We start from the raw sequence: 15318 nt of genomic DNA, 5'->3' as shown, positions 1-15318 counted from the left end.
GCCCTCATGCTTGGGATCGAGCAGGAGGTGGCGAAGTACTCGCTGCTCTCGCCAGCGACCAGAGATGCGATGATGAACGCGGCCAGGACTAGCGAGTATTTCAACGACTCTGCGACACAGCGCCGGTCGCAGGAGGCGCTCGCTGCGCTGAAGATGCAAAAGCAGGCAATTGAAAATCTAGGATTTTCCCTCATGTCCGTGTTTGGAGAGGATGCTGTTGGGCTGATTCAAGAAGTCACTAAGAGCGTCAACGAAACAGCCACAACAATAAAAGCGGCTCGCCAGAGGATCCGTGAAGCACTCGGGGACGATGGGAAGCGATACGACACCTTCATGGGGGCCATGACTCACGGGAAGCTGGGAGACGCTGGGTATAGGCCTGGTGAAGAGGCGGGCACAGACCTATGGTACGCCCGTGCCGATATGCACAAGAAGTTCAAGACTCAAATGGGCATGTGGACAGGGGGCCGAGTTCCAGGCGATCCTGGGGTTGAGACGAACGAGGACCTGTGGCCCAACCACCTGAAGGCGTTTCGCACTCGTCGTCAGCAAGAGGCGCAGGGATTGCGCGAATCGCCGATCATGTCCAACACTATGGCCTTGCAGGTCAATACCGAGGCTATGAACCGACTCTCGGGGATCATCGGAGGCGGGCGGCGCACCCGCGAGGCGCTCCCCGACAACCTGCGCGGCCAGTTCCTTCATCAAGCAATGATGACCGGACAGCTTCGGCTGGGAGCTCTTGGTTAGAGCTTGAAGTATTGAATCGTGATTCAAGAGGAAGTGTTTGCCTAAGTGGCGTTTTTATCGTTCTTTCTGTCGTCCGATAATCCCGCTTATGTTGCAAACGAGGCTCTAAGAGCTTCTTTCAAGGCAAACACTTCCCACTTAATAGGGCAAAAATAGAACAAATGTTTGCAAAAATTGATATAATTGCATAGTTGAAACTATTGCAATCTTAGAGGTGAAACATGGATGAATCTCAGATGCAGCGCGACTTATTTCGTCGTATGCAAGGGCGGGCACTTGAACACGGCTCGCTGGCATACTCTGCTCAGATGGAGCGGGTGATTAGCTCCTTACCCATCATCCCAGGGAGTCGCGGCCCGCTCATGACCCCTGATGGAAAGTTCCGATTCGCCCCCGACCCTCTGGGCACGGGGGCTTCTATCCCAGGCTTGTTCTACGTGGACCACTGGGGGAAATGGAAGCCGTACTAATGGTAATCACCCCGGACACTATCGACGACATGACCGACACGGAGCTCACCGACACCGTGTCGGCTCAGTTTGTCGCCAGCGAGGCCGAGTATCGAGCCGTGGCAGACGCGGCCCCTGGGCAGATCTTCTTTGCGATCATGCCGGGGGAGACCACAGCCCGCCCGCGGGCGCTCACACTCTCTGAACTCGCCGGGGCCGCTGCGACAAACGAGTATGCGGGCGCGATCCATGCGCAGGTCCTCACGCTGCTGGAGACCGCAGGCGAGGGCGACCAGGTGGTGATCGCTCAGGGCGCCTCATTCCAGATGACTGCCTTTATCCACACATGGAGCTCTTAGAATGATCGACCCTCCGCCCTCGATTCTTGCGGCCAACGCGGAGACTGCCGGTGGTGGTGAAGCTACGGAGCTTCACCGTTCGAACCACAGCGCCGAAGATAAGGCTCTCCAGCTCCGCGCCTGGTCGCTGCGTCTTGAAGGCAAGAGCCTTGATGCCATTGCCCGCGCTCTGAAGGTGACACCCTCTGCGGCGCACCGACTTCTTGCCAGCTCACCTGGGGACCTGCGCCGCGTGTCGTCCGTGTCGCTGATCATTCCCGGCGAGACCGTCAAGGTTCTGGGAGGCTACGGGGACGAGACCGGCCACGCGTGGGTACAAGGGCCGCGAGGGCGCTACAGCATCCCGAGGGAGTTTCTAGAGCCGGTACCAGCCCCTGAAGCTCCTGTACCAAAACCTGAAGCTCAGGTTAAGCCGGAAAAGAGCGCGCCTCTTCGTAGAGGGAATACCGAGCAACATACACCGAGCACAGGGGAGGCTGAAAACGAAACAGCCATGCGCGGGCGGAACAGCCATGCGCGGGAGATTTTCGAGCCGAAACTCACCACCGGTGAAGTGCTCGGAGCAGAGTCTCAAGCCTCCGACGGAGCGCCTCCTCTGGCGAGTCCTGCCCAAAAGCTCGAGCCCTCGGAGCGGAGGTTAGGACCTCCGACGGAGCGCCTGACGCGCCCCACCGTGGCAGAAGCTCCAAAAGCGCGACCGGCGCTCACTCCTGCCGACCTCTCGCCCGAGCAGAGAGCCCGCTGGCGTCAGAGTCTGCCGACGCTGGAAAGTGGATCCTCTGACGACGACAAAGACGGAGCTTCGGAGCTTCGCCAGACCGTCGGCGGCCAGCTCGTCAAGACCGAGGACGGGCGGGAGATCATCGTAGCCAAAGACGGGACGTTCCGGCACGCAGGTATCGACGCCTACCGTGGTCTCCGTGGAATCGCTGCGGCACAGACTCTCCAAGGTCGCAAGACGAAGGCCAGCATTATCAAGGACAACGCGAAAATGGTCACCGTCACCCTGATTCAGCCCTCACGGCGCGAAGCTGGCGATATCCGGCGCAGTGTCGTGATGCAGCTGATCGAGACTCACCTCGATTCAGAGTTCCAGGCAGTGGCACACAAGCTCCGCGCCACCCGTGCCGAGAAGCAGCTCGCAGAGCGGGTGATCGCGCTGCGGCACGTTGGGATGGACCACGACGGCAAAGAGATCCGCTCTCGTGTCGGCGTCACGATCAGCGAGATTCGGAGCGTATGAAGACAGGCTTTCACCAGTTCCGCGAGCGCGGCCACTACCTCGCGATGATCGATGGTGCCAGTGACGACGACGACAGACCAGACGCCCCGCCGGTGACGATCCATCAGCCGGTGATCGTGGCCGCGGATGGTGCCATAGCACACCCCGAGCCCGCCCGGTTGATCCTCTCCGCCGACACCCAACTGGGGCGCTACGAGGTCCAAGAGCTCATCGGCGTGCTCTCACGCTGGCTGGAGACTGGAGAGCTGCTCACCGTCGAAGAGATCGTGCTGGCAAAGACTCCGTAGAGGAAATACCGATAAATATAGATAAAAAACCGATCACGGAGGCAAAAACCGCGCGGGCGCGCGGCATGGGGTCTGGATTCAGAGACAAGGAAATGGTTGTATCTGATGCGTAAAAAGCCTGTCAAAGCAGAGAATATCGAGCTCTGGAAGGACGTTTCTGCACTTTTTGCGCGGAGGCTCGCACACGAGAGAGAAGAGCTGAAACTATGGGAGAGTCACAAGCGCCTCACTGCGCTCTATCGCCTCCGCAAAGCTCCCGTCTGGTTCGATAAGGCGGTGACCCGTCGCCACCAGGGGGAAGCACGTCTTGCCGAGCGTGGTCTCAAGAAAGTGGGCAAGCTCCTCCGCTGCGGTGCCAAGACCCGGCGCGGGACTCCCTGCCAGTGCAAGCCCGAAGAAGGGAAGCGCCGCTGTCGTTTCCATGGTGGCAAGAGTACGGGACCGCGGACTGAGGCCGGGCGTGAAGCGATCCGAGAGAGTAACCGGCGGCGAGGTATCGAGTCGAGGACACAACAAGAGCAAGCGCTTCAGAAAGGCGAAGCGCCGAAGCTACGCCAGGAATAAACGCCATGCCTCTAAATCCCCACTCCCCCACTTGCGGGGCCAAGACTCGCAGCGGCGACCCGTGCCAGAATCCACCCATGCCCAACGGACGGTGCCGTATGCACGGAGGGTGCAACGGTCGAGGACCTGAACACCCTGCCTATAAAACCGGCTCTTACTCAGCCTGGCTGAAGGAAGCATCGGCGGAGCTGGGAGTCGCGGCAGTGATTCAGCGTGAGACACGTGCACGCGCAACCCCATGGAGACATGAAAACCCCTTGCAAGTGGCACAAATCGCCACACGCGCACGCGTCATGGGGTCTGGAAAAGATGCCGCGCTACGTGCTCTAACCATCGGTGGGGACATGAAAACGGCGGCGCAGGCGTGGGGGATCAGCCGCGCGACCTTCTACCGCAAGCTGGCTAGTAGCAAGAAGCTGGCAGCTCAGGTGAGGCGGGCGAGCTCGTCGAGGATCTCCTCACCCCTGCTCTCGCCTAGCTGGGAGTTCGATCAGGCCAAGGTCACGGGCTACACTGCCGGACTCCATCCACTAGCGCGCCGGCTGTTTCTCATCACACAGGGGAAGGCGCAGAGAGTCTATCGCGTAGGAAGTGACGGTGTGACCCGTGCCCACCTCTGGAGAATGCCAAAAGCCAAGGTTGGTACCTTCGGCCAGCCGAAGGAAGAGTACTTAATCTGCGGAGCTAAGACCAGGCGCGGGACCTCGTGCAAGTGCAAGCCAGAGCCGGGCAAGAATCGGTGTAAGTGGCATGGTGGCAAGTCTACCGGGCCGAAGACACAGGCGGGCCGCGACGCGATACGAGAGAGTAACCGGCGACGTGCTCAGAAGCGACGGGAGGCTCTTGAGTCGCACAGTGAGAGCCTTTCTGAGTCGCACGGCGGGAGCACTCCTACCCGTAGCGGGCTGCGAGGCGAGAGCAAGCCAGGCGACCGAGGAACGCCGTAGAGTGCGGTCGAAACGGTTATCACAGGGCGTTCAACAGAGAGCCTCCCTGCCGATTTTTGTTGAAACGAAAAAGCCCCCTCGGGTCTGCAAACCTTCGGGGGCCGTGCTGGACTCTCCAGCGAACGTGACAGTTAAAGACGGTTCATCAGGTGGTGTGCTTTTCGCTCTGGCGAAGCTCAGTCGCTCCGCCGTGGCCGCGTTTCCTTTCTTTGAAAAAGTCCCCCGTGGTCCTCACGGGGGAAGTGACTCACCAACCCGACTATCTGCCGAGGAGCTCTCGGCGCTTGGCGATCCGAGCGTCCTTCAGCTCTTCCCACGTCGCATAAATGATCTTGCGCACCTGCTTGTCCAGGTAGGACGGGAAGATGATCGCGTCGCGCTGCTCCTTGTGCGCTGTCTGCCAGGCAGGAGGCGTGATCTTCACGTCCTCGGGATTGTCCGAGAGCATGCCGTCTGCGGTGTAGTAGAACTCCATGTCTCCATAACCGAGCTTAAAAAAACGGACATTCTTGTCAAATGCGGGTGGTTGATGCACAAGCAAGAGTTTAATTTCAGGCTTTTCGTTCATTGTCGCTGTAACTTTCTGCGATGGGATGACCATCACGGGGCCCATAGGGCGGTCTGTGCGTATTATCGCACAAAAATCAAACGTCTGTTTGCCAGCAAAGGCGAGCAAAAGACAATCAGAAGGGGCTGAAGATTCGGATCTTCGCCAGGGGGAGGCTGATCGTCTCCCCCGTGGCACTCAGACTGAAGGGGGCTCCATGATCGGCACGGGCTCTTCCAGGTGCTCCGTGGCAGCAATGAAGGCGGCCAGGCGGGCGCGAAGATCGCGCATAGCTTCGCGATACTGCACGCGCTCCGCATCGAGCTCGGCCTCTGTCGAGCCCTGGGCGATCAGTTCCGCGCGAACCTCAGGCCACGAGAGCGGCTCATCTGGCAGGCGCTCCGTGCGCAGGAAGCTGAGGAGATCATCCTCAACGGGCGTGAGCATCTGAGAGGCGAGCGGGGTCTCGTACCAGGAGCGGAGCATCTGCTCATGCAGAATCCGCGCAAGAGACTTCGGGGCCGGGGGCACTGGACTGGTCACGAGAGGCCTCCCTTCTGGATTCGGTTCACCAGGCATCGGGCGGTGCGGTCGCCAGGGTGAATATCGGTCGCGTAGCTCTCCAGCGCGGCCACGGCGGCGGGCCGCTGGGAGTCGGTGAAGAAGGCGAAGTAGCGGCCACGGGCGGCGCTTGGTCGAATCGCAGGGCGCACTGCGGGGGCAAAGGTGCGCAGGGCATCTTCCAGCGTGTCTGCTTGAGAGGCGGTCAAGTTTAATGTAATATTGTTCTGCATCGGTAAGCCTTGGTTGGTCGGTGTCAATGGGCAGGGGGTCTCTTGGTCGGGGCACCCCTGCCCGTCTGAAGGCTTGCACCTTCAGCGCTTGCGGTTTCTTGGGACCGCGCTGGGCGCTCAGCGCCTCAGCCTGGGCCGTTTGGGGCGTGGGTGGTACGATTTCACCCCCCGCCCCGTGTGATCGCCTCCTACGGCGTTTCTGCGCTCTCCTTCGGCGCGGCGATCTTAATCGAGAAGCGCTCTTGCTCCTCCGTGCGCTTGAGGCCCGGCAGAATCTCCCCCGTGGACTCGAAGTGCGCCTTTGCGTAGGCTAGGAAAGCCTCCCGGTCGAACTTCTCCCGCTCCTCTTTGGTGATCGCGCTGGGGCACACGGCGCGGGCCGTGGTCAGGGCATCCTGCGGAGACTCCACCACGAGCGCGGGGGGGACGGTGCGAAAGGCGGCGGTTCCGTTGAAGAAGATGATCGACTTGCGGCCCTTGCGGTCGGCGGCGATCTCTTGGGCTACGAACTGCTGGAACTGCTGGTAGAACCGGGCCTGGAAGGCGTCGCGGTCGGTCTTGTTCCGGGCGATCATGGCCTCCATCTGGGCAATGATCTGGGCGGCACGGGTCTTGATCTTCTGCTCCTCGGCATCGAAGTCGGCGAGCTTGGAGAGAAACCAGTCGCACTTCTCGTGGGTGTCGAGCACGAAGCCGCCGGGCAGCTCTGTCTCTTCGCTAAGGGTCGGTAGGGTGGTCGGGATAGTGTTTTCCATGGTCGGGGCTTTCTGTGGCGATTCTCGCCGGGTCGGTGGGGGAAGCTGATCGCCTCCCCCTGGCGGGAAGGTTCGAACCTTCCCTGGTCTCTACTCCGCGAAGGGCTCCAGCTCTTCATCGGAGAGCTCGGGAGCGTGGTGCCCCTCCGCTTCGTACTCTTCGCGCTCCCGCTCTTGGTCGGGGCCGTACTCCATTGCAAACTCTGCGAGGTCGCGCTCGGTAAATATGCTTTCCATGACTAAAGTATAGCCTATTGGTAGGGTTTCGTCAAGCAAAACAGGATAAATAGTTAGGGTTTTTTTCAGGCACTCAAGGGGGAGGGAAAGCGGCGCTCTGTGGCGAGGCTCGGGGTGGTGATCGCAAGACCGGGAGGAAGATCTTCTTCTAGCCACGGGAGGGAGCGGGCTGAGGCTCTTGCTGCGCTGGTCTCTATTTTGAGTAATTTGCGAAATTTGCGACGCACTCCTATAGGGTGTAGGGGGTGAGTGTAATAGAAGAAGAAGAAGAAGAAGAAGTAAATACCTATTCTATAAGCAACAATTTCGCAAATTTCGCAAAATTCCCCTTTTGGGCACTTCAGGCAGCAAAAAGCCCGCCGGGGAACCATCCAGCGGGCTCGTGCTCTACTTCTGTCTTCTCATCCACTGCTCAGCTCTCTCCCTGTTGGGATCGTCCTCAGGCCGCGTGATCGGGAACCATTCTCCGGCTGGTCGGGGCGGGATACTCTCCCACGGGTTACTACCTCTTCTGAATCGCGGTAGCTCTTTCGAGGGCTTAGCCTTAGCGGGTAAGAAGCGGAGCAGTATCTTCTTAGCGAGGAATCGTAGCACGGTTATTGTCTCTTTCTGACCGCTTGGGGGCGATCTTGTAAACAGATGTTTGTCAGCATATTGTAGCGATCTGGGCAGCAAAAAGCCCACCGGGGAACCTATCCGGTGGGCTTCTGCGGGATCGAGCTGGGGGCGGTCTCGCTCGCTGTGGTGGCCTCACGCGGGGCCTGCGCTGATATAGGGGCTGTGCTGAATCGTCACGGATTCGCGCCCGGCCTCTAGGCAGGTCAGGACGTGCCGGTGGATACCTTCGGCGTTCTTGGCGAGCTTGCGAGGGAGCAAGCTGGCGAGCTGCTCGGCGGAGCTGATCGGGTGCGCTACGTGAGAAGCTCGGTTGCTCTTGGCGGTCGCGCCGGTCGGGAGGTGAAGGCTGTACACGGGCTGGGGCGTGACCTCGGGGAGCTGTGCGAGCCTCTCCAGCTCGGGGGCGGTGGCAGCAAGCCAGGCGGCATAGTCGCCGTGATCGGATTCGTTGTAGGGTCGGTCGAACTTCATGGGGGTTGTCTCTTTCTGTGTGAAGGTCTCGGGGGAGCAGAAGCGCTCCCCCTGGTCGGGAGCCTAGTACCAGGCTCCCTCGGTCTCTGCGAGGCTCTCGGCTTGGCATTCCTTCATGAAGAAGTAGTCAGCCTCGCTGTAGGCATCGGCGCGGGCTTCATCGGCGGCGTTCTCCTCTTCCCGCAGTCGCACGATGAAAACATGCTTGCAGGGCTGGCCTGTCTTCTCGTGGGCGGGGCAGTCGCAAGTCCAGTTGTAGGTCTCGCTGTCTGCCTTCACCGTGTAGTCACGGCCTGCATCGTTCCAGCGGGTCACATTCCACTCACCGCGCCCGGTGTTCTCTACTCGGTAGAGCTCGTACTCTGCGTAGGCGCGGCGCTCGGCGGCTTCGATGATCGTGTTCGGTGTCAGGTTCATGATTCAGGGTTCCTCTTCTTGTCCGGCTCTCTCGCTCGGCACACTTGTAATATACCCTATTGTTAGGGTTTCGTCAAGAGTAAGAAGGGGATAGGACAAAAAATTATTAGCCTTTTTTTTAGAGTTCTGATACACTTCTCTGAAACCCTGTTGTTAGGGTCTAAGTGAGGAAATATGAGTAAGGCAGGGAACCCCGCGCTCTTAGACGGGGAGTACATTGAGGACCCCAAGACGGGGGAGAAGAAGCTCGCGGCGGCGGTTGCGCTAGGCTCGATCAAGACAGAGCGCAAGGCGGCGGCGTCTCGTGAGAACGGTAAGAAAGCCTCTGCTGGTCCTGGTGTCCCGCCGAAGCCTCTTATGGAGATTCAGTGCACCTGTACCGCAGGCCAGGCCCTGGAAGGCCATCGCTGGGACTGTCCCCGTGGCCAGGCGATCAAGCGGCGCAAGAAGGAAGGCCGCGACGTGCTCACGGGCGAAGTGGCCCCACTATGGTAAGCGCGGGCGGCTCGACAAAGCCCGTGCCTGCGGAAGAGCTCGACAGGCTCCAGACGCATGCCATAGCTGCAATGCGCGCCGGTTCTAGGGCGTGGCACGCCGCCCGTGAGTGTGGCTCTCTGGAAGGCGAGGCGCTCGCAAAAGAGGCGCGTGAGAACTCCCGCGCCGTCGTGCGCGGCCTCCAGACGCTGGGAGCTTGTGAGAGCGATCAAGCCGCCGCAGCGCTCGCCCATCCGATTCCCTTCCACGCTCTGGACACTCCAGACGTTCGCCAGCTCCTTGCGGGCCTGGAAGCGCTCTTGCCGGTCGCGGAACGTGTGGACGCCGCTCGTGGCCGAGCTTGCGCGGAGGTGATCGGTGGCTCTGCGGGGCTGGACTTGGCCGAAGACCTCGTGCAGCTGATCGCGCGGATCTCGCTGGAGATTCACGGACCAGGCACAGAGCACACGGGCGGGCGCGAGTAGCGTGCCGAGCTCTTCTGAGACCACGGCGCCGGAGTGGGTCACTGCGACTCAAGCGGTGGCGCTCCTTCAGGTCTCAGAGCGAAGCGTGCGCCGGTTTGCCAGGCTCTTGCCTGACACTGCCAGGCGAAAGAGGCAGGGTGTGCCTGTCGAGTTTCGCCTCTCAGCTCTCTCTGAGCTGATGGGACGCGAGGAGTCTACCGAGGAAGTGCCCGGCGAAGACAGGCGCTCGCCTGACACAGGCAGGCAGGCAGAAACAGGAACAAAAGGGCGCTCGCCTGACACTCAGGCAAGCGGGAAAGACTCAGGGGAGCTTGTGGAGCAGCTCCGCTCCGAGGTGGCTTTCCTGCGGTCCGCACTGGAGAGAGAGCAGCTCACCACTCAGGCGCTCGCTTCACGCCTTGAAGACTCGGACAAGCGCCTCGCCGCCGTGCTCGCTGGCACTGGGAGACTTCGTATCGAGGATAGTTCGAATCAGCGGATTGAGCCGTCCGGCCTCGCTGAGAGCTCCCACGCTGACGATACGGCCCCTGGGGGTGGAATCACCCCACCGAGCCAGGCTGAGCGCCCGTGGTGGCAATTCTGGAAGGGGAAAAGCTAAAAGCAAAAGATTGTTTGCTCTGGAAATCACTAGGGCTTGACCGCACCTATGATTTTTGGTAGCATCATCCCAACAGTAGTGTAAAAGTGAAAGACCCCGTCGCGATGTGGAAGTTGCGACAGGGTCTGAGGGTAGCCGTAAGCTACGCGAAGTTGTACGCAAAGTTTACGGCAGACATAATACTATGTCAAGCAGTGATATAAAATAATCCGGCTTGATGTACTGTCTGTCCCCCCTCTCGGTCTTCGGACCCGCTGCTACTTGCTGTTGAGTAGCGGCGAGACTCTCAGTGAGCCTCCCGCCCCATAACGATGTTCGGGGGCAAAAATATACCTGAACGAGATTTTGTCAGATCGTGGCGACGTACCAGAGGGATTGATCCCCCCGCGGTTCGCCCGGACGGACAGAGCCCTGCTACACCTTTGCCCCCGTGTAGCAGGGCTGTCTGGTTTTTAGGGGCTTGTAATGAGTACAGAATCTTTTCAGGGCTTCAGCCCACAATATCAACGCTACCAGCGCATAAGACGCTGGCACCCTTCCCCGATGGTCGCCCCGGTGATCGATCGCGCCGCGGAGCGCCTCACCGTGTCGGGCTGGTCGCTCTCAGATGTTCCTATCCTTCGGCTTGCCAGGCTTCTTCACGAGGACCTCACGCGGGCTGAGTACCTCGCCACCGTGGACGAGCTGCGACGTCGGCGAGAGCACGCGACCCATGAAGGCGACCCGCAAGTACTTGCGGAGCTGATCGCGGCAAAGGTGGTGACTCTGTGAACCAGCTCGCGAAACCCCGAGCGCTCCCAACTCTCTTCGATGCCATTCCCCCCGAGCTCAAGGCGCTCCCTCAGTGGGTCGGGTGGCGTTTCGTGTGGCGAGCTGGCAGCGATGGCAAGCCCGGCGCATGGACAAAAGCACCCTTCCGCGCCGACGGCAAAGGAGCCGCCAAGAGCACCGACCCGGCGACTTGGGCAACCTTCGACCAGGCGCGTGCCAGTGTCAAGCGCCAAGGCTTTGATGGTGTCGGCTTCGTCTTCTCTCCCGACGATGTGTATTTCGGTGTGGACCTCGACAAGTGCCGAGACAAAGACACGGGAGAGCTCACCCCCGAGGCGCAGGAGTGGGTGAATCACTTCGGGACTTACTGCGAAGTGTCCCCGAGCGGAACGGGCGTCAAGCTCATTGGGCTTGGTGCTCTCCCTGAGGGCATGAGCGGGCGCAGGGACGCGGCCACGGGGGTTGAGTGCTACGACCGCGGGCGATACTTCACCGTGACAGGCCAGAGGCTCCCAGAGAGCCCCGAGAGCTGCTCAGGCGCTCCCGACGTGCTCTCTGAGTTCCTCGCTCACCACTTCCCGAAGAAGGAAGCCGCGCCGGTCGCGACCAGGCCGGCCCCAAGTGCGCTGGACATGGACGACTACGAGCTGCTCGCCAAGGCCAACGGAGCAAAGGACGGGGCCAAGTTCGCCGCGCTGTGGTCGGGCGACCATGCCGGACTTCCAGGAGCGTCTGAGGCGGATATGGCCCTTGCTGGTCTCCTGCTCTTCTGGACCCAGGGGGACCAGGCGCGCACCGAGGCCATGATGCGCCGCTCTGGGCTCTACCGGGAGAAGTGGGACACGATGCGAGGCGTCCAAACCTACCTGAGCTACACGATTGCAAAGGCGGCGGAGGGAAAGACCGAGTACTACCAGCCGCAAGCCGCGCAAGCTCACCAGCGCGATCATGGGCAGGGTCCCAGCCAGCGCACGAGCAAGCCAGCGGAAAGGCTCGAGCCCGCCCGGGAAGGCTCGAACCTTCCCGGCGGAGACCAGGACGATGATTTCCTTTCTGCAGCTCCTATCCGGCCCGCTTCTGCTCTCGCCGGTGATCCCTCCGATACCTGGGAAGGCGATCCGCTCCCCTTCGGTCAAGAAGATCTCCCTCCCTTCCCGAGCTGGGCTCTCCCGCCCGTGCTCAGGGACTTCTCCGAGTGTGTCGCCGCAAGTGTTGGCACTGCCTCCGACCTTCCCGGCGTTCAGGTTCTGGCAGCCGTCGCCGCTGCGACTCAGAAGCGCGTCGCCGTGACAGCTAAGAGAGGCTACACCGAACCCCTTACGCTCTGGTGCATTGGCATAGCGCCGCCCGGCTCACGCAAGACCGCGATCATGGGGCACATTCGCAAGCCATTCACAGCGTATGAGGTGAAGGAGAACGCTCTTCGGCGGCTTGATGTGGAGCGCTCCGAGAGTGAAGAGAGGGTAGCGCGAGCGCGGCTCAATAAGGCTGAGACCGCCGCAGCGAAGGGAAATCCCAGCATTGAGATTCAAGCCGAGCTCGACACGGCGCGGGATATCGTTGGTTCACTCAAGCCCGTGCGACCGCTCCGCCTTCTTGCTGACGATGCCACTCCCGAGGTCTTGACGCTGATGCTCGCTGAGAATGAGGGCAGGCTCGCCGTGATCGATGCCGAGGGCACCTCGTTTGCTCACATGATCGGGCGATACTCAGACAAGCCCGCTCTGGAGATATATCTCAAGGCTCACGCGGGAGAATCGCACACGACCGACCGAGCAGGCGGCAATGGAGCGGCACGTCGCACCGTGAGCGTTCACCAGGCCTCTCTCACCATCGGGTGCGCTGTCCAGCCCGAGGTACTCTCCGAGCTCCGCAAGAAGCGAGAGATCGCCGGGAAGGGGATTCTTGCCCGGTGCCTGTTCTACTTTTCCGAGGAGACAGATGCAGCTGATGAATTCGACACGCCCGACCTCGACGAGCAAGTACTCGCCCGATATCGGAAGAGGATCGAGGATCTTCTCACGCTCTCCCCGAGCCGAGACCTCGACGACGACGACCAGCCAATTCCCCACATGATCGAGCTGGACCAGGCCGCGCGTGATCTCTTCACCGACTTCTACCGAGAGGTTCAGCAAGAGAGAAAAGCCGAAGGAGCCGGGCTCTTTGCCGAGTGGCTTGCCAAGCTCCACGGAGCGACCCTGCGCCTCGCGGGAGTGCTCCACATGGCAGCACATGGCAAGCCCGGTGCGGAGCGTCCTATCAGCTCTGAGACCATGATCGCGGCAATCGAGCTGGCCAAGTACTTCTCTGCTCACGCGCGGGCCGCGCTCGCACGAATCCGGGAGGACGAGGCCACGGAGGGAGCGCTTCGGATTTTGGCATGGGTGAAGCGAAACGCCAGTGCTGTCTCTGAGACCATGGAGAAAGGCGGAGGGCTCTCCCTGCGCGATCTTCGTACCCATCTTCGAGCTTTCGAGAACAACGAGGACCTACAGGCGGCGCTCTTTGTCCTCGCCTCCCGTGGCTATGCCAGAGAAGCGCCGATGCCAGAGCGGGAGGAGGGGACCAGGGGGCGCAAGCCTACGGCCAAATGGCAGTTTCACCCCTCACTGGTCTGGAGTCTGGAGGTATGATCGCGATGACTGCTCCCGTCGAATCTCCCCGCAAAGTGACGTCACCGGCGGACTTTCTAGCCGAGTGCCGCAAGCGTGGAATCAAGCTCGCTGCGACCAATGGAACGATCAAGGCCACGGGAAGGCCGCCCGCCCGCCCCGATTCGTTCGCCAAGTACTTGCAGACTCACAAAGAAGAGCTCCTTTCTCTGCTCACCACACGGGGCGCCGGTATCGTGCTCCCAGCGGCCGCGCCGACAGAGAAAGCGCCGGCAGATATCGAAGGGGCCGAAAAGGCCCGAAAAGGCCCGATTCAAGAGCCTGCTGAAGACCCAAGCCTTCAGCCTCAAGAAGCGCCGCCCGTGGCCACTCCTTCAGAAGCTGTCACCGCCTCGCCTGAGACCGCCTCGCCCGTGTTGGAGTCGGTTCTCTATCCTTCCGGCGATGGTCGGGGCGTGCTCCTTGCCTGGGCGATATCGGAGTGCCAAGCGGAGCGATTTCCCGAGCCTGTAGAGCCGATCAAGCTCTTCAACGGGGAGACCACGGGAGAAAGCGCTTCGGACTGGCTTCTGGTAGCCTTCCGGCGCGCAAGCTGTCTCGCGGAGGATGATCCCGAGTTCCTACACCTGCGCCAGAGCATGAAAGAGCTCGCGATCTGGGGGGCAGACTGCGTGAGGTGGAAGCGCCTGACTGTCACGCATCGAGGCGCGGCCAGCCCGTGGGTGCATGGCACCTCGTGGCCGGCAGAGAGCGGAGATTCGGACCTTCGCAAGAGTAAGGCGATCCGATGAAAATGCACCCGCTGAAGCGTCGTGAGCCTTCCACGACCCGCGCCTCTGCAAAAGACCATCTAGACTCGTACCAGACTGTCAAGGCGATTCTGCTTGCTCCCGCCGTGGCGATAAAGATGATGAACGAGGAGGAGCCCGCTGCTGCCCGTGAGGCAACGCTCTGGCTGTACCTGCGTGATCTGTGCCGCACGCTCCCTCTGGATACGGCGCTCGCGGTCGGGGCCGCTGCGCTGGATGATGCCGCGCAGGGTTGCGGAGTCGCCTTTGCGCGCTGGCACACGATCCGGCTCACCAGCAAGGAGCCGAGTCTCGACGATGTTCTAAACGCGGTCTGGAGTGAGGATATGGAACTAAGGCCCGAAGGCCAAAACCTTGAGGATGGAGAGTAGAAATGGGTGAAGATGAACTTGAAATAGATCTGAGTCTGATCTTCAACGGGATTGAGGGCGCGAAAGAGTACCTCTCGGTCCTGAAGCAGATTGATGCGGCTCAAAAGTCTGTAAAGCGAAGCGCAGGGGCAATAGCGGCGCAGTCTGAAGCGTCAAGCCAAATTGCACGGGTGGAGCGCTCCGTAAGTGCAGCCGGGGCGAGCGCCGCGCCGCGTGTGCCTGTCGATAAGATGGGCACAGCTGCAACAAAGGCGGGAATCAGCCTCGATAAAATCCCTCCCGGTGCAAAGAAGGTGCTGGACACGATTCTTGCCCTCGGTGGTGGTTTTGGCAGGGTCGTCAAGGGGATGATCGAAGCCTACGTCACAATGGCTGCTGTCACGGGGGCTGTGGCCTCTGCTTCAAATCACTATACCGAGTCACGGGCGACCAGCGGGGGGAGCATGGCCGACGTGGCTCGATTGGGGCTGATGGGGGGCAATGCCAGCGCGGCGCGTGCGTTTCAGGAGCGTATCACCAGCAATCCTGAGGCTATGAGCGCTGCGGGCCGAATCGGTATTCACAACCTCAAAGGACCATATGGGAATCTGAACTGGTCGGCTCAGTATCTCAAGGCAATTGAGCAAACCTCCAAGATAGCCGACGAGTCTCTACGCCAGCGGCTTGCCCTCATGCTTGGGATCGAGCAGGAGGTGGCGAAGTACTCGCTGCTCTCGCCAGCGACCAGAGATGCGATGATGAACGCGGCCAGGACTAGCGA

At 60.8% G+C, this 15318-nt stretch carries 22 protein-coding genes and 1 pseudogene; 15 read left to right on the top strand and 8 right to left on the bottom strand.

The features are described 5' to 3' along the window. The 4 genes from HNQ39_RS29525 to HNQ39_RS29510 form a co-directional block, all read left to right on the top strand. On the top strand, positions 1 to 750 hold a 750-nt coding region (locus HNQ39_RS29525), incomplete at its 5' end, for a hypothetical protein (protein WP_184204211.1). Positions 751 to 1204: 454 nt separating this feature from the next. Then, positions 1205 to 1558 (top strand): hypothetical protein, encoded by a 354-nt coding sequence (locus tag HNQ39_RS29520; protein WP_184204210.1) that lies wholly within the window; start codon positions 1205 to 1207, stop codon positions 1556 to 1558. Position 1559: 1 nt separating this feature from the next. Further along, positions 1560 to 2801, top strand: a complete 1242-nt coding sequence (locus HNQ39_RS29515; protein WP_184204209.1) for a hypothetical protein — start codon at positions 1560 to 1562, stop codon at positions 2799 to 2801. Further along, on the top strand, positions 2798 to 3088 hold the full coding sequence (locus tag HNQ39_RS29510; RefSeq protein WP_184204208.1) for a hypothetical protein: 291 nt from the start codon (positions 2798 to 2800) through the stop codon (positions 3086 to 3088). Before HNQ39_RS29515 ends, HNQ39_RS29510 begins: the two co-directional genes overlap by 4 nt. Before the next feature lie 204 nt (positions 3089 to 3292). Here HNQ39_RS29510 and HNQ39_RS29505 read toward each other — a convergent pair whose 3' ends face one another. Further along, positions 3293 to 3511 (bottom strand): hypothetical protein, encoded by a 219-nt coding sequence (locus tag HNQ39_RS29505; RefSeq protein ID WP_184204207.1) that lies wholly within the window; start codon positions 3509 to 3511, stop codon positions 3293 to 3295. On the opposite strand from HNQ39_RS29505, the gene HNQ39_RS30775 reads away from it, so the two are divergent. The 3 genes and pseudogenes from HNQ39_RS30775 to HNQ39_RS29500 all read left to right on the top strand — a co-directional run bounded on the left by HNQ39_RS30775 (position 3419) and on the right by HNQ39_RS29500 (position 4599). Beyond that, a complete protein-coding gene (locus HNQ39_RS30775; RefSeq protein ID WP_343075999.1) occupies positions 3419 to 3652 on the top strand; it encodes an HGGxSTG domain-containing protein in 234 nt (77 codons plus the stop codon). The genes HNQ39_RS29505 and HNQ39_RS30775 overlap by 93 nt on opposite strands. Before the next feature lie 5 nt (positions 3653 to 3657). Then, positions 3658 to 3729: pseudogene (locus HNQ39_RS30770) on the top strand (hypothetical protein); the annotation flags it as partial. 186 nt (positions 3730 to 3915) lie between these two features. Next, positions 3916 to 4599, top strand: coding sequence for an HGGxSTG domain-containing protein (locus HNQ39_RS29500; protein ID WP_343075998.1), 684 nt, complete (start codon positions 3916 to 3918; stop codon positions 4597 to 4599). A gap of 259 nt (positions 4600 to 4858) precedes the next feature. On the opposite strand, the gene HNQ39_RS29495 is transcribed toward HNQ39_RS29500, so the two are convergent. The 7 genes from HNQ39_RS29495 to HNQ39_RS29465 all read right to left on the bottom strand — a co-directional run bounded on the left by HNQ39_RS29495 (position 4859) and on the right by HNQ39_RS29465 (position 8438). Then, on the bottom strand, positions 4859 to 5134 hold the full coding sequence (locus tag HNQ39_RS29495) for a hypothetical protein (protein ID WP_184204205.1): 276 nt from the start codon (positions 5132 to 5134) through the stop codon (positions 4859 to 4861). A gap of 210 nt (positions 5135 to 5344) precedes the next feature. Further along, positions 5345 to 5689 (bottom strand): hypothetical protein, encoded by a 345-nt coding sequence (locus HNQ39_RS29490; protein ID WP_184204204.1) that lies wholly within the window; start codon positions 5687 to 5689, stop codon positions 5345 to 5347. Then, complete coding sequence (locus HNQ39_RS29485; RefSeq protein WP_184204203.1) at positions 5686 to 5916, bottom strand: hypothetical protein; 231 nt, start codon at positions 5914 to 5916, stop codon at positions 5686 to 5688. Before HNQ39_RS29485 ends, HNQ39_RS29490 begins: the two co-directional genes overlap by 4 nt. A gap of 212 nt (positions 5917 to 6128) precedes the next feature. Beyond that, positions 6129 to 6695 (bottom strand): host-nuclease inhibitor Gam family protein, encoded by a 567-nt coding sequence (locus HNQ39_RS29480; RefSeq protein ID WP_184204202.1) that lies wholly within the window; start codon positions 6693 to 6695, stop codon positions 6129 to 6131. A gap of 90 nt (positions 6696 to 6785) precedes the next feature. Further along, positions 6786 to 6932 (bottom strand): hypothetical protein, encoded by a 147-nt coding sequence (locus HNQ39_RS29475; protein ID WP_184204201.1) that lies wholly within the window; start codon positions 6930 to 6932, stop codon positions 6786 to 6788. Positions 6933 to 7682: 750 nt separating this feature from the next. Further along, positions 7683 to 8021, bottom strand: a complete 339-nt coding sequence (locus HNQ39_RS29470) for a hypothetical protein (protein ID WP_184204200.1) — start codon at positions 8019 to 8021, stop codon at positions 7683 to 7685. A 63-nt stretch (positions 8022 to 8084) separates the two neighbouring features. Next, positions 8085 to 8438 (bottom strand): SWIM zinc finger family protein, encoded by a 354-nt coding sequence (locus HNQ39_RS29465; protein ID WP_184204199.1) that lies wholly within the window; start codon positions 8436 to 8438, stop codon positions 8085 to 8087. Between the two features lie 174 nt (positions 8439 to 8612). On the opposite strand from HNQ39_RS29465, the gene HNQ39_RS29460 reads away from it, so the two are divergent. The 8 genes from HNQ39_RS29460 to HNQ39_RS29425 all read left to right on the top strand — a co-directional run. After that, a complete protein-coding gene (locus tag HNQ39_RS29460; protein ID WP_184204198.1) occupies positions 8613 to 8933 on the top strand; it encodes a hypothetical protein in 321 nt (106 codons plus the stop codon). Next, positions 8927 to 9397, top strand: a complete 471-nt coding sequence (locus HNQ39_RS29455; protein ID WP_184204197.1) for a hypothetical protein — start codon at positions 8927 to 8929, stop codon at positions 9395 to 9397. Before HNQ39_RS29460 ends, HNQ39_RS29455 begins: the two co-directional genes overlap by 7 nt. 139 nt (positions 9398 to 9536) lie before the next feature. Continuing rightward, positions 9537 to 9995, top strand: a complete 459-nt coding sequence (locus HNQ39_RS29450; RefSeq protein WP_184204196.1) for a hypothetical protein — start codon at positions 9537 to 9539, stop codon at positions 9993 to 9995. Positions 9996 to 10460: 465 nt separating this feature from the next. Further along, a complete protein-coding gene (locus HNQ39_RS29445; protein WP_184204195.1) occupies positions 10461 to 10766 on the top strand; it encodes a hypothetical protein in 306 nt (101 codons plus the stop codon). Beyond that, on the top strand, positions 10763 to 13399 hold the full coding sequence (locus HNQ39_RS29440) for a phage NrS-1 polymerase family protein (protein ID WP_184204194.1): 2637 nt from the start codon (positions 10763 to 10765) through the stop codon (positions 13397 to 13399). Before HNQ39_RS29445 ends, HNQ39_RS29440 begins: the two co-directional genes overlap by 4 nt. Before the next feature lie 5 nt (positions 13400 to 13404). After that, positions 13405 to 14169, top strand: a complete 765-nt coding sequence (locus tag HNQ39_RS29435) for a hypothetical protein (protein WP_184204193.1) — start codon at positions 13405 to 13407, stop codon at positions 14167 to 14169. Further along, positions 14166 to 14558, top strand: coding sequence for a hypothetical protein (locus HNQ39_RS29430; protein ID WP_184204192.1), 393 nt, complete (start codon positions 14166 to 14168; stop codon positions 14556 to 14558). The genes HNQ39_RS29435 and HNQ39_RS29430 overlap by 4 nt, the downstream gene beginning before the upstream one ends. Positions 14559 to 14560: 2 nt before the next feature. Continuing rightward, the coding region (locus HNQ39_RS29425; protein WP_184204191.1) for a hypothetical protein at positions 14561 to 15318 on the top strand (758 nt) is incomplete at its 3' end.

The organism is Armatimonas rosea, from assembly GCF_014202505.1.
Taxonomy (GTDB): domain Bacteria; phylum Armatimonadota; class Armatimonadia; order Armatimonadales; family Armatimonadaceae; genus Armatimonas; species Armatimonas rosea.
Note: the sequence above shows the minus strand (reverse complement) of the source record. Positions and strands in the feature narration are given on the sequence as shown.

Coding starts and splice junctions, on each gene's coding strand:
- HNQ39_RS29520 (WP_184204210.1), top strand. CDS start 1,205: ATGGAAGCCGTACTAATGGTAATCACCCCGGACACTATCGACGACATG.
- HNQ39_RS29515 (WP_184204209.1), top strand. CDS start 1,560: ATGATCGACCCTCCGCCCTCGATTCTTGCGGCCAACGCGGAGACTGCC.
- HNQ39_RS29510 (WP_184204208.1), top strand. CDS start 2,798: ATGAAGACAGGCTTTCACCAGTTCCGCGAGCGCGGCCACTACCTCGCG.
- HNQ39_RS29505 (WP_184204207.1), bottom strand. CDS start 3,511: ATGGAAACGACAGCGGCGCTTCCCTTCTTCGGGCTTGCACTGGCAGGG.
- HNQ39_RS29480 (WP_184204202.1), bottom strand. CDS start 6,695: ATGGAAAACACTATCCCGACCACCCTACCGACCCTTAGCGAAGAGACA.
- HNQ39_RS29475 (WP_184204201.1), bottom strand. CDS start 6,932: ATGGAAAGCATATTTACCGAGCGCGACCTCGCAGAGTTTGCAATGGAG.
- HNQ39_RS29470 (WP_184204200.1), bottom strand. CDS start 8,021: ATGAAGTTCGACCGACCCTACAACGAATCCGATCACGGCGACTATGCC.
- HNQ39_RS29465 (WP_184204199.1), bottom strand. CDS start 8,438: ATGAACCTGACACCGAACACGATCATCGAAGCCGCCGAGCGCCGCGCC.
- HNQ39_RS29460 (WP_184204198.1), top strand. CDS start 8,613: ATGAGTAAGGCAGGGAACCCCGCGCTCTTAGACGGGGAGTACATTGAG.
- HNQ39_RS29455 (WP_184204197.1), top strand. CDS start 8,927: ATGGTAAGCGCGGGCGGCTCGACAAAGCCCGTGCCTGCGGAAGAGCTC.
- HNQ39_RS29445 (WP_184204195.1), top strand. CDS start 10,461: ATGAGTACAGAATCTTTTCAGGGCTTCAGCCCACAATATCAACGCTAC.
- HNQ39_RS29435 (WP_184204193.1), top strand. CDS start 13,405: ATGACTGCTCCCGTCGAATCTCCCCGCAAAGTGACGTCACCGGCGGAC.
- HNQ39_RS29430 (WP_184204192.1), top strand. CDS start 14,166: ATGAAAATGCACCCGCTGAAGCGTCGTGAGCCTTCCACGACCCGCGCC.